This is a genomic window from Bacillus sp. TH30 (assembly GCF_016650875.1).
GTDB classification, from domain to species: Bacteria; Bacillota; Bacilli; order Bacillales; family Bacillaceae_G; genus Bacillus_A; species Bacillus_A mycoides.
In genome coordinates this window covers 965,203-980,320 of record NZ_JAEKEY010000002.1, presented here as the reverse complement: position 1 = coordinate 980,320, position 15,118 = coordinate 965,203, and the positions used below count along the sequence as shown (strand labels likewise).

The 15,118-nt window shown below is 37.5% G+C and carries 1 protein-coding gene; it reads right to left on the bottom strand.

All coding sequences use genetic code 11. From position 1 onward, the window contains the following. Nucleotides 1–21: 21 nt before the first annotated feature. A complete protein-coding gene (locus tag JFU20_RS07125; RefSeq protein ID WP_201038500.1) occupies nucleotides 22–15,054 on the bottom strand; it encodes a DUF7507 domain-containing protein in 15,033 nt (5,010 codons plus the stop codon). Between the last annotated feature and the right edge of the window lie 64 nt (nucleotides 15,055–15,118).

Genomic DNA, 15,118 nt, shown 5'->3' with positions numbered 1-15,118 from the left:
TACAAGCTTTTTCTTTTTTGATTAACGCCACCAAATCCAAGTCCAAAAGTAATTTCGTATATTTCGAGGAGTAATGCGTATGAAACGTTCACCGTCAAAGAAACAATTTAAATTTGGAAGTGTTTCATCTGGATTTTCTGGAATGAAGGTGACGATGTTTTCGTTACTTGTAATGGTTACTGTGATTGGTGGATCGGTAGGAGAGACTTGAAGTTGTAAAGAAACGTTTGCCGTGTTTTTAAATTCATTATTAATAGGTGGACTTATCACTTGTACTGTGAATAACACGATAATTGTTTCGTTCGGTTCCAAATTAGTAGCGACTAGGAAACCGATATTCGGATTCGCTAGTGGAGAGCGTTCCCCATTAATGAAGACCGTACCGTTCATAAATCGTAAACCTGCAGGAATGGTGTCTTGTAAAGAAATGTTTGTAATTGAAAATTCCGAGGTATTCGTAATATGCACCGTATAATCAAAATATTGATTTAAATAAGCTGAGCTAACGGAAGCGTTTTTAAGCACAGTTGCAGTTATAAATTGAACTGGTATGCGAACAATGTTCGAATTAACGATAAAAGTAATAATCGGATCCTGTGGCGTCAGTTGGAAAGCAGCTGTAACTGTTGCAGAATTGATAATTGTACTGTTTGAAGGGATAGAAGTTACGAGAACTTTAAATGTTATAGTTGCTACTCCATCTGCAGGTAAAGCTCCGATATTAATACCAGTGTCTGGACGGATATTTGGGATTTGGGTACAGTTAATGGTTACGCTATTTTCTATAAATGTTGTACCAGCTGGAATCATATCTAAAACGGAAGTATTTACTGTAGGAATTGGGGAATGATTAAATACGTCTAGTGTGAATGTAATGATATCTCCTGTAATAGTAATAGATTTGTTAGCGATTTTTGCAATACCAACCATTGGATCCACTATTGTTGTTGTGACGACATTTGTTTGTTTGGTCATTGTAATAGGTGGTTCATTCGGATCAATGATAACAGTATAGGAAACAGAAGCATCATTATTGATTGCAGGTAGAAGAGTTGAAGAAGACATTGTTATTTGGAACGTAATGATAACAGATTCATTAGGAGCAAGATTTCCTAATGTAATACCATTTTCGGGATTTGCATTAGGCTGATTGATTCCGTTAATTGTAACACTGCTAGTAACGAAGGTTGTATCTACTGGTACGGTGTCTATGGCAAGAAGGTCTTCAATCGTTACATTACCGCTATTAGTAATTGTAATTGTATACGTTAAAGTTTGACTAGGTAATGCATTCGTGGCATTAACAGATTTTATGGCAACGACATTATCATTTTGGACAGTTGTTGTGACAGTATTTGTTGTAGTCGTATTTGTAACAGGTAAGTTATTTGGATTGACTATATAGTTAAAAGTAGTAATTGCTTTGTTGTTGAGTTCATTTGGTGTTGGAATAGAAGTTACAGTTACTTGGAATGAAGCGATAGCATTCCCACCTACAATTATAGTACCAATTGGTATGCCGCTTACTGGATTAACTCCCGGAAGCGTTTCTCCGTTTACAATGACGCTATTTTCTATAAACGTAGTCCCTTGAGGAATAATATCTTGAATGATTACATCATTTGCTGAAACATTACCAGTTTGATTTAGTGTAATCGTATACGTTAACGTATCACCGACCGTTGCAAATGCAAGGTCAACATCTTTATTACTATCCAAATTCGCGTGATGAATTTCTGTTACGGCAGTTGATGAAATAATAGTCTCGGTAATAGGTGGGTGATCTGGTACCGTGTATTCATATTCAATTGTACTCGTGTTAGAGATTGGATTTGTTTGCGGAATCGAAATAACCCGGACTTGGAATAGAATAGTTGCTGTCGTATTAGGCGGAATGTTATCAATTGGTATACCGCTAAGTGGATTGTCATTTGGCCGAGCGTTGCCATTCACAATAACACTATTCTCTATAAAGTTCGTATTTGCTGGAATGATATCTGTAACAATAATGTTTTCCACTTGTATATTTCCGTTATTTATGATGGAAATTGTATAAGGGATAATAGTTTGTAGGTCAGCGTATTGGATTGGCGTTGTTTTTGTCGCAATTACATTAGCAGAAATAACTTCAGTGAAGGTAATATTACTAGTCGATATTTGTTCTTCCCCATTTATTGTATAGCGGGAAGTTGATTGATTTTGAATGCGACCGCTAGCTGGAAGAGCTACGACGGTAGCAGAAAATGTGACTGGGATAGAAATATCAGGAGCAATCGTTCCTACAAGTATACCGGTACTTGGATTGGCGTTAAGCTGCGGAATGTTATTTACTAAAACGCTACCGTCTATAAAGGTTGTTCCATCAGGAATATTGTCTGTAAATACAACAGCAGTAGCATCCGTATTCCCTGTATTCGTTAAAGTTGTTGTATAAGTTAAAATGTCACCAATCGTTACAGAAGTTAAATCAACAGTTTTCAGTGAAACGATATCAGCGTCATTAATTTGAACGAAAGTAGTATTGGAAGTAGTAGATTTTTGAATTGGTGCAAAGTCAGGATTGAAAATAAAGTCATAGACGATGTTTGCAGTATTAGGTGTTGGATTTACAGCAGGTAAATTCGTAACGGAAACTTGGAATGTTATTGTTGTCGATTGACCTGACGCGATATTAGGAATGGAAAAGCCGATATTCGGATCTGCTGCAGGAAGTACAGTATTGTTAACTATTACACTTCCCGGAATAAATACTGTTCCATCTTCTATAGTATCTGTAAAAAAGATGGAGTTAGTTGTAGTGGATCCGTTATTTTGGATTAATACTGTATATTCAATGATTTCATCAATATTAGCTAATACTTTATTAGCGGATTTTGTAGCGATAAGAATAGCGTCAATAAATTGTATATTTGTACTATTGGAAGAGGTCGTTTCTGAAATTGGTGGTGAGCTTGGATCCGGTTGATATTCATAGTGAATGACAGCGATATTATTAATATTATTTTGTGAAGGTATAGAGACTACATTTACTTGGAACGTAACGATAATCGTATTATTTGGAAGGATAATGCCAAGGGTGATTCCGGTAATTGGATTTTCGTTAGGTCGTGTTATGCCATCTACAAGGATGCTATTTGGAACGAATGTGGTTCCAGCTGCAATTGCGTCAATAAGTAGTGCATTTGTAATAGGTACTGTACCAGCGTTTGTAACTGCGACTGTATATGTGATGATTTGACCGATGCGTGTAATGGATCTATTGGCGGATTTAATTGCACTAACATTTGCCGTCCGTACTTTCGTGTTTACTGCATTTGATAACGATCTACGCTGAATAATCGGAGAGCTAGGGTCAATTTGGTATTCGTACGAAGTGTCTGAAAGATTAATGACCGTATTGCCGGACGGTATATTTGTAAGTTGTACTTGGAATGAAATAGTGACCGTTTCATTTGGTTGTATCGTGCCGAGAGTTACTCCGTTTTCAGGATTCGCGCCAGGCTGAATCACATTATTTATTGATAAGCTATCTTCAATGAATATCGTACCTTCTGGAATGTTATCAATAAACACGGTATTGTTAGCTGGAATGGTTCCTATATTTTGTAGTGTATTTGTGTAGGTAATAATTTGCCCAATTGATACGAAAGTTACATCCGCGCTTTTAACAGAAATAATATTTGCATTTTGAAGTGATGTTGTAACAATGTTAGAATTTGCAGAGCGATTCACCGGTGGAGCTGTAGGAATACTTACATATTGGTAAGTTGCAGAAGATTGATTTACAATTTCGGTTTCAGTAGGTGGATTGTTTGTTTGCACTTGAAATAGTATCGTTTTGGAACTGTTTACTGGAATTGTTCCAATTGGTATTCCGTTTTCTGGATGTACACCTGGTTGCAGGACACCGTTAATTGTGACACTATCGGGAACGAATGTAGTCCCAGCTGGAATAGAATCTGTAAAAATAATATTTATTGCGTCAACATTGCCGATATTTTTCACTTCAGAAATATAAAGTATAGTTCCGCCAATATCTACAGTTATTGGATTGGACGTTTTTGTAATTGTCAATTGTGCTTGCACAAAATTTGTAATGACAATATTACTTGTAGATGTTTCAGTAATAGGCGGCTGGCTTGGATCTGGTTGAATTGTATATGTTGTATTGGCTTGATTTGTAATAGAATCTTGCGAGAATGAATTATTAATAAGAATTTGAAACGAAATAAGGTGAGTAGCGTTTGCTGCAAGGTTAGGCAAAGTAACACCTACGTTTGGATTGGCACCAAGTATAGCTGTTCCGTTAAGTGTAAAACTATTTTCTACGAATGTAGTCCCTTCTGGAATCGTATCTGAAAATATGAGATTAGTAGCTGGAATATTTCCGGTATTTTCTAGCGTTATCGTATAGGTCAAAATGTCACCGGTTGTTGCTTGTTGTGCATTGACAGCTTTTAAAGAAAGAACATTCGCATCCGAAATTTGTGTGAAAGCTGGATTAGACGTAATTGTTCGAGAGATGATAGGAGAGGTTGGATCGGCGATAAAAGTATAGTCAATACGGGCTGTATTAGAAATTGGATTCACGCTTGGAATGGATTGAACGATAACTTGGAATGTGACGGTGACGATTTCTGACGGCGCGATGGCGTTTAATGGTATCCCTACGTTTGGATCGGCACCTGGAACGGAAACGCTATTAATGGTCACGCTATTAGGAATAAATGCAGTTCCTTCAGGGACCAAATCTGTTAAATTAACTGTATTTGCAGTTGTATTTCCGTTATTTTGAACGACTACTGTGTAAGTGATTGTACCGTTAGTAGATTGTACGAGAGAATCTGTATTTTTAATTACGGATAACGATGCATCAACGACAGCTGTATTAACCGTATTAGATGAGGATGTTGCTGTAACTGGGGGTTGACTTGGATCGACAATATACGTGTAACTTGTAATGGCTTGATTTATAATCGCCCCTTGCGGTGGAATAGAACTTGCAAGAAATTGGAACGTAATAGTAGCAAAATCACCTGGTGCGATAATACCAACTGGAATACCGAGAGTTGGACTTGCATTTGGAAGTGACATTCCATTTAACGTAACGCTATTTGGAACGAATACTGCACCTACAGGAACTCCGTTTATGAGCAATACAGAATTTGCAGGGAAATTTCCGGTATTTGTTAATGTTGCTGTATACGTAATTATATCTCCGATGGATACGATTGATCGATTTGCTTCTAAAACAGTAGTAACGGTAGCGTTATTAATTTGTGTTGAAGCGCCATTAGAATTTATTGTGCTTGTAACAGGAGGAGCTGCCGGGTCAACAATGAATGTGAATTGAATAGATCCAACGTTTGTAATTGGGTTTGAAGGTGGAGTAGATGCAACCATGACTTGGAAAGTAACAGTTAAGGAACTGTTCGTACTAACGGTTCCGATATTAACCCCGTTATTTGGATCTGCCCCTGGAATGATACTTCCATTTACAGAAAAACTATTTTCAACAAAGGTCGTTCCAGCTGGAATAAGATCTGAGAAATTTAAATTCGTAGCGTTTGTATTGCCGCTGTTTTGAATCAAAACTGTATAAGTGATTGTGTCTCCGATATTTGCAAAGGCTGTATTAGCAGTTTTTACAGCTGAAAGTATTGCTGAATTAATAGAAGTAACGAAGACGTTCGTTTCCACATTGCCAGGCTGGGCTTGTAATGAATTGCCTACGTTATATTGGAAGTTAACAAATCCTAAGTTTTGGAGTTCAGGTGTGAAGGTTGTTGGATTGCTTATTATTTGGACTTGGAACATAATTGTTACGATTTGATTTGGAGTTATTGTATTTATGCCAACACCGTCAATGATAGAAGCGGATGGTAATGAAGTGCCATCAACAATGACTGATCCTGCAACAAATTGTGTCCATGTCGGTATAGGGTCTGAGAAAACAACGTTGTTAGCAGAGATATTTCCTGTATTCGTAATAGTGGTTGTATACGTAATCGTATCACCGATCGTTGCAAAAGCTTTATCTCCTATTTTAATAGTGTTTAAAATAGCACTTTCAATTTTTGTTGTAACGCTGTTAGAAGTAATATTTTTTGAAACTGGAGGATTTGCTGGATTAACGATATGTTGGAAGCTAACGCTAGCTTGGTTGGAAATTGGATTTATAGGCGGAATTTCATTGGCATTAATATGAAATGCTACGATGACAGATTGGTTTGGCGCGATATCACCAATTGGAACACCTGTAATTATATTTGCATTTGGGATGCTAATTCCGTTAAGTGTAAAACTATTCGGTTCAAAGGAAGTTCCGGCTGGAATAAGGTCGGTGAAAATAACATTCGTTGCACTAACATTTCCGCTATTTGTAATTGTAACGGAGTAGACGATATCCTGCCCGATATCTACCGTTTCCGCATTTGAATTTTTTTGTGCAGTAAGGATAGCGCTATTAATTTGTGTTGTCGTTGTATTCGATTGATTGGAAGTTGTAATAGGTGGCAGGCTAGGATCAACGACATAATGATATGTGGTAGAAGCAAAATTAGAAATTGGATTAAGTGTTGGAAGTGTAGTAACAGTTGCTTGGAATGTAACGATTGCCGTATTACCCTCATTAACTGAACCTATGTTTACACCAGTAGACAAATCAGCGTTTGGAATGGTTTGCCCATTAACTGTGAAACTGTTTGGAATGAAACTTAAATTGCTATCAAGAATATCGATAATAGTTACATCAGTTGCAGCCACATTCCCTGTATTAGGAAGGTTAAGTGTAAATGTTATTGTATTACCAACATCCGCAAAAGTAAGATTTGCTGTTTTTGTACTAATAATATTTGCGTTGTTTATTTGAAGAAGTGTAGTGTTGGAGCTAGCTGTATTCGATACCGGCGGATTACCTGGATCAACAGTAAACTCATATGTCGTTGATGCTGTATTCGGTGCTGGATTAATAGGTGGAATGCTGTTCACTGTAACTTGAAAGACGATACTATATATTTCATTTGGTGGAAGTGCTGCAAGTAATACACCTGTATTTGGATCCGCATTAGGTTGTAAAATGCCATCGACAGTTAATGTGTTAGGAACAAATGTGAGTCCACTTGGTAATACATCTGTGAATACAATATTAGTTGCATCCGTATTGCCTACATTGGCAATAGAAGTAGTGTAAAAAGCAGTTTGCCCGATATCTACAAAGGATACACTTTCATTTTTCGTCATAGATAATATGGCTTCTCTAATTTGTGTTGAAACAGGATTACTAATTGAAGTTTCTGCATCAGGCGGTGAGACTAATTGGTACGATGTCGATGAGAAATTTACAATTGGATTTTCAGTTGGTAATGAGGTCACGTTTACTCGGAAGGAAACATTTACTGTAGACCCAGCTGTTATAGGCCCAATATTTACACCGTTCGTTGGATTCGCACCACTTTGAGGAATTCCATTGATAGAAAATGTGTTTGCAATAAAAGTAGTTCCGCTCGGCACGGTATCTGTGAATATAACATTTTGTGCGGAGGAATTTCCATTGTTTGTTAAAGTGACAGTATAAGTGAGTGTGTCTCCGATATGGCTAAATGCTTTATCAACTTGCTTTGATGAAAGAATGGTAGCTGTATTAATTGTAGTAAACGTAGTGTTTGAAGTAACATTTCTTGAAACAATTGGTGCATTTGGATCAGCGATAAATGTGTAAGAAGCAGTAGCGGAGTTGGCAATGGGATTTTGAACAGGGGTGGAAGTAGCGGTAACTTGAAATGCTATAGATATTGAGCTGTTAGGAGCAATTGATCCAATCGTTATACCTGTATTAGGATTAAGACCAATTTGTGTGATGCCATCTATTGTAATGCTATCAGTAATAAACGTTGTACCATCTGGAATAAGGTCAGTGAAAGTAATGTTAGTTGCATTTGTATTACCACTATTCTTTAAAATGGTCGTATAGGTAATGGTATCACCTAGTGTTACAAGTGTTTGATCGACTGATTTTACCATCGTTATCATGGCATCTAGTACAGGATTTGTAACGATATTCGTTGAAGTAGAAGTTGTAATAGGAGCTCCGCTTGGATCAACAGTATAAGAATATAAAATTGTGTCATTATCCATAATCGAGCTTGAAGGGGGAATAGAAATAACATTTACTTGGAAAGTAACAGTTACTGTGTCACCGGGTGCGATATTTGGTAAATTTACTCCAAGTGCTGGTTGCGCACCAGGTTGCTGAACTCCATTTACTGTAACTGAATTTGGTATGAATGTAGTGCTAGCTGGAATAGCGCTTGTGAATGTTATATTCGTTGCTGCTGTATTCCCTGTATTTGTAATAGTAGTGGTATACGTAATTGTATCTCCAACAGACACTATAGATTTATCAGCACTTTTTGTTGTAGTTAATATTGCACTATTTATTGTCGTAGTAACGGTATTAGATGAAACGGTTTGTGTTATAGCGGGTTGACTTGGATCAACAATATGCTGAAATTGTATAGAACTAGAATTAGAGATTGGATTTATACTTGGAATGTTTGTTACAAGTACGTTTATCGTAATAGTAGCCGTGCTACCGGGATTTATATTTCCAATCTGAATTCCACTCGCTGGATTGCCTATTTGCTGTGTACCAGAATCGCTTGTAAGAGTCCCGGAAATAAATGTCGTTCCGTCAGGTAAAATATCTGTGAAAATTATATTTTGTGAAGTGACATTTCCAGGATTATTTAATGTAATAGTATAAGAAATTGTATCGCCGATCGTTGCGAAATTTTTATCCGCGGATTTAACCGCTACAATTTCCCCGGAATTTATTTGTGTCGAAACAGAATTGGATGTTGTACTTCGTGAAACGAGTGGTAAATTAGGTCCTGTCATAAATTGATAATTAATAGAAGCACCGTTTACAACCGGTGAGTTTGGTCCCCCAGGCCCAATTGTGAAAATTGGATTTGGAATACTAACTACTTGCACGCGGAAGGTGACGTTTATAAAATCTCCTGCAATAATATCTCCAATTGGTATCCCATTCGCTGGATTTACTCCAGGTAATAAAACCCCACCTACTCGAACGCTATCTTCTATAAATACTGTATTATTTGGAATCGGATCTGTAAAAATGATATTAGTAGCAGTCGTGTTCCCTATATTTTCTAATAAAACAGTATACGTTAAAAATGAATTTCCAGGTGCTACGTCAGAAAAGATACGATCCACACTTTTCGTTGCTTGAATGATCGCTTCATTTATTTGAACTAAGACCGGATTACTAGTAGCCGTTTCTGTAACAGGCGGCTCGGTAGGATCAATAATGATAGAGTATGTTGTACTAGATTGGTTCATCGTAGGGTTTGAATCTGGTATTGAACCGACAATAGCTTGGAAGCTGATGGTTGTCGTTCCTCCAACTGGAATTGGGTCTAAAGGAACCCCGTTATCTGGCCTAAATCCGAGTTGTGGGGTGGTATTAATTTGTACGCTATCAGGAACGAATGAAAGTTCAGGTGGTAATATATCGATAAAAACAGGTGTGTTTGCAGTTGTATTTCCACTATTGGTAAGGGTTGTTGTATACGTAATTGTATCTCCAACAGCAGCAAATGCACTACTCGCAGTTTTTGTTGCGATAACGGAAGCAGTATTTACTTGTGTAAAAGTTTTATTGGATTTAACTGTTCGTGAAACAGGTGGTTCATTAATATCTACAATAAAACTATATTGAACCGATGATTTATTAGGGATTGGATTAGGATTTGGAATCGTTGCAATGTTTACTTGAAAGCTGAGTATAACTGATGCATTTGAATTTATGTTACCGATATTGATACCATTTTGTGGATTTGCATTAGGAATGGTTGTTCCATTTACTGTAAAACTATTTGGAATAAACGTTGTACCATCTGGAATTAAATCTGTAAAAATAACATTGTTTGCGGTAGTGTTACCGGAATTAGTAATGGTGGAAGTGAAAGTAAGTGTATCTCCAATAGTAGCGAATGTTGAATTGACAGTTTTATTTATAGATAGAGTAGCATCAATAATTGGAGTAATCGTTGTGTTTGTAATTGTACTACCAACAGCAGGTGATTGGTTTGGATTCACTGTATATTCATAATTTACAAGGGCGTTATTTGTTAATGTGCCACTAGGCGGTATCGCTAAAATTTGTGCTTGAAAAGTAATAAATACAGTATTACCTGGTGGAATATCTGCTAAGTGAATACCAAGTGATGGATCTAATCCTGGTTGTGGAACATTATTGATAGTTACGGAGTTTTGGATAAATGAAGCTCCTGCGCCAAGCCCATCCGTTAAAACATTTGCACTAGCAGGGATATTTCCAGTGTTTGTAACTGCAATCGTATAGGTAACGATATCTCCAATTGCAGCTGTCGGTGTATTCACTGATTTAGTAGCGACGATCGTAGCGTTATTAATTTGAGTTGTTATTACGTTACTTAACGCATTGGCGGATGCTGGAGGTAAGTTAGGATTTACAATATATTGATACGTTGTATTACTTTGGTTCGGGATTGGATTTGGACTAGGGATAGAATTTACTTTTATTTGAAATGAGATTGTAGTATTTGCATTCGGATTGATTGGATCAATTGCAATTCCGTTTGCTGGATTTACATTAGGGAGTGTATTCCCATTTACTGTTACACTATTAGGAATAAACGAGGTCCCGTTTGGAATTACATCTGTAAATATTACATTTGATGCAAGTGTGTTCCCACTATTCGTTAAAGTAGTCGTGTACGTAATAATATCATTTACGTTAGCAAACTGTTTATCTGCAGATTTTGTAGCGGCAATTGAGGCGTTATTAATAGTTGTCTGTACCGTGTTAGAAGCCACCATCTGCATTACAGCTGGTTTGGATGGATCGTACGTATATTGGAATGTTGTGCCTGATTGATTTGTAATCGGATTTACAGCAGGGATATTTGGTACAAAAACCTGGAATGAAACGGTACGTGATGAATTCGCCCCGATCGTACCGATCAAAATACCGTTAGCAGGATTTGCGTTGGCTATAGGGACACCGTTAATCGTTACAGTATTAGGAATGAACAGGGTACCCGCTGGAATGATATCTGTAAACGTTACATTAGAGGCAGGGATATTGCCGTTATTCGTTAAAATCGTTGCATACGTTATGACATCGCCAACATCAGCGAAGTTTGTGCTTGTTAGCTTCGTTGCAACAATATTAGCAGTATTAATTTGTGTAGTTACTATATTACTAGTAGCGTTTTTCACAACAACAGGTAAATTTGGATCAGCGATAAAGTTATATTGAAGTGAAGCGCTATTTTGAATTGGATTTGGTGAAGGTAGCCCATTTGCACTTATTTGAAAAACAATCGTTGTAAAACCACCTGCAGGAATGGAGCCGACTTGAAGGCCGGTACTTGGGTCTGCACCTAGCTGTAAAGCGCCACCTATAAAAATACTATTTGGTACGATAGTGGTGCCGGGAGGGATTATATCGGTAACAACAACATTGTTTGCTGTAGTATTGCCAAGGTTAGCTAAGGAAATTGTATATGTGATTGGTTGCCCGACATCGGCAATAGTTAAATCTACCTCTTTGACAATAACTACATTTGCTAAATTAATTTGTGTACTTACAGTATTACTTAAAGATGTTTCTATAATTGGTGGATCACCTGGATTTAGAACGAAACTATACTGTGTACTCGATGAATTAGTTGTTGGATTTTGGGCTGGTAAAGCAGTGACAGTTACTTGATAAGAAACGGTAATTAATCCGCTAGCAGGAATAGAAGGTAACAGGACACCGATATTTGGATCTGCATTGTTTTGCAAAACGCCATTAATAAGAAAAGTATTTGGAATAAAGGTAGTACCATCTGGATTTATATCTATGAAAGTAGGATTATCAGCAGAAACGCTTCCTGCATTCGTTAAAATAACGGTATAAGTTAATATATCTCCAACAGTAGCGAACTCTCGATCCACTGATTTTGCCGAAATTACATTTGCATCATTAACTTGGATAAATGTAGTGTTTGTAGTTGTGTTTGTACTTACAGGAGAAGCGTTTGGATCAACGATAAAGTTATAGGAGATGGAAGCGCTATTCAAAATAGGATTAGGATTTGGAATACTAGTTATTAATATTTGGAATGAAGCTGTAATTGTAGTATTAGCATTGATGCTACCAATATTGATGCTAGCTGGTGTTGCGCCCGGCTGAGTAACACCGTTAACTATAACACTGTTCGGTACAAAGGAAGTGCCATTCGCAATGGAATCGGATAGTAATACATTGTTCGCTGTAACATTTCCATCGTTTGTAAGAGCAAAGGTGTAAGTTAATACATCTCCAACTTCCGCAAACGTTTGACTTACAGATTTATTAGCATGAAGATTTGCTAGTCTAATTGTTGATGTAACAGAATTAGAATTTGCTGTTTTTGAAGTTGGGGGCAGGCTTGGATTTACAGTGTAAATATAAGAGGAGAAAGCGTTATTAATGATAGGGTTTTGTGCAGTAATGTTAATGACTGTTACTTGGAAGGATAAGGTGAAAGTAGCTCCACCAGGAATTGTGCCGATAGGTAAAGCAACGAGAGAATCTACATTTTGCAAAACTCCGTTGAGCGTTACAGAACCTAATGTTAATATCGTTCCATTTGGAAGTGGATCTGTTAGTTGAACGTTATTGGCGGCCGTATTTCCACTGTTTGTAATAAGGATTGTATAACTTATCGTTTCGCCAATTGTGGCAAATTGTTTATTTGTAGACTTTGTTAATGTTAAATTCGCATTGTTAATTTGAGTAGTAACGACGTTAGAAGAAATGTTTTTCATAATGGGTGATTGGCTAGGGTTAACGGTGTACTGATAAGAAGCGCTTGATCCGTTAGATACGGCATTTGACGCGGGTATTGTGTTTACTACTACTTGAAATGAAACACTTTTGGTTGTGCCAGTTGGGATGGATCCTATGTTCACACCATTAGCGGGATTAGCGCCAACTTGTGTCGAGCCATCTATTGTTAAACTGTTTAGGACAAAAGTTGTTCCTGTAGGAATGACATCTGTAAAAATAACATTGTTCGCATTCGTATTACCTGTACCTGTAAAGGCAACAGTGTAAGTCAGTGTATCGCCAATATCTGCATAGTTTTTATCTACTGCTTTCGTCATTGTTACAGTAGCATTATTCACTTGAGTGGAGACAATATTTGTCGTATCAGTTCCACTTACTGCCGGCTGATTTGGTACAGGAATGTATTGATATGTTGTTGTACCACTATTTAATATTGGATTTGTTTGGGGGATAGAAGGAACGAATACTTGAAATGAAATGGTAGTAGTAGAATTTGCAGCAATAGATCCAATTGATATACCATTAGCAGGATTTGCTCCCCCTTGAGTAACCCCGTTAACAGTTACACTCCCTGGAATGAAAGTAGTCCCGCTAGGAATCGGATCCGTATATATAACGTTCGTTGCAGCGATATTTCCTATATTAGCTAAGGCAATACTGTAAGTTAATGTTTCACCAATATCGGTAAAAAGTTTGTTAACTGATTTTGTGCCATTAATATCTGCGAGGTTAATTTGTGTTCCTGCAGAGTTACTTGTTGCAAGACCGTTAAAAGTCGTTCCTCCGGCAATCGGTGTATATTGAAATGTAATATTAGCAGTGTTAGAGATAGGATTTTGACTTGGAAGAGAAACGACAGTCGCTTGGAAAGCTACTGTACGAGAAGAGCCATTATTAATTGTCCCCAGAGATATACCGGCGACCGGATTTGCGTTTGTTTGTGGTACGTTATCTATCGTTACGCTTCCAGGTATAAAGGAAGTACCGTTAGGGAGAACATCTGTAAAAGTAACGTTATTTGCAGGAAGAAGCCCGGTGTTAGGAACAGTAACTGTATAGGTTAGAATATCTCCAATTGTAGCGACACTTTTATTCACGCTTTTAGTTGCTTGTATATTAGGTGAGTTTATATTGATTTGTAAACCGACTGTATTTAACATATATGCATCCCCGTTAGTAGTTAAACGAATTGCGGCAGATACTTGGGAATTTGTTAAATAAGGAGAAATATCAATGGAAGTAATGTCCCATCCTTGTCTTCCAGCGGAGATATTTGTACTTGTAGAGGCACTCTGGTTTCGCGTTCCAAATGTACCAGTTGTATCTAAGTTCCCTGCAGCATTATTAATTTGAGAACCGAAGAAATTATTAACAGCATTATTTGGCCCAGATAATGCATTTAATGAACTGAAATTTGGTCCAAATAAAGCTTGATCCCCAGTTAAATCAGCATCCCCTTCAGTAGAACTTAAAAATAATCTCCCGCTTACAGGTCCCCCGGCAGGTGTTAAAAACCCTGAGACAGATACATCTGCACTACCGGTTTCTACAGAAACACGGTTACCAGCTACGTAAATTGTTAAATTTCTTGCGGGTAAGGAACCGTTTTGATAAGCGACAATAAGCGTCCATCCTGCAGAATTAATGGCTCCATTAGAAGCGTCTAAAGGATCTACAAGTCCAGGAACAGAACCTGTTGTATAAGATCCAGATCCAGCAGCTTGAACGAGCGACGTTACATCGGCTGATCGTGTATAAAATCCAAATGTGACAGATCCAGAAACGAATGTTTGATTTGAAGCTGTAACAGCCGAGGGGGTAATTGAGTATGTTGACACAGGTGTTGTAAAAGAAACGGGGTTTCCTAATACACTCGTAATGTTTTGATCCCGAGATAAATAGTTTCCACCCCAAACGAGTTCTGCGTAAAGAATAGTACTACCAGCAGGGATATTCAAAATAGCGGTAGAACTATTTTGTGTATAGTTTAACGTTGTACCTGCAGGAAAAGTAGTTACTTGTAAAGCGGTATTCGTAGTTACGAATGCACCAATTGCACCGATTGTACCAGCACGGTTTAGATTGCTAATTTTACTTAAACCTAGTGTGTTTCCTGTAATAGCGAGTGCGCCGTTAGTGGTGGTAGAAAATCGATTCGTAATGGGCATGTTGTCACCTCATTTACAATATAGTCTTGGTCAAAATAGGATATGTGTGTGAGTGATAAAGGGA

Coding starts and splice junctions, on each gene's coding strand:
- JFU20_RS07125 (WP_201038500.1), bottom strand. CDS start 15,054: ATGCCCATTACGAATCGATTTTCTACCACCACTAACGGCGCACTCGCT.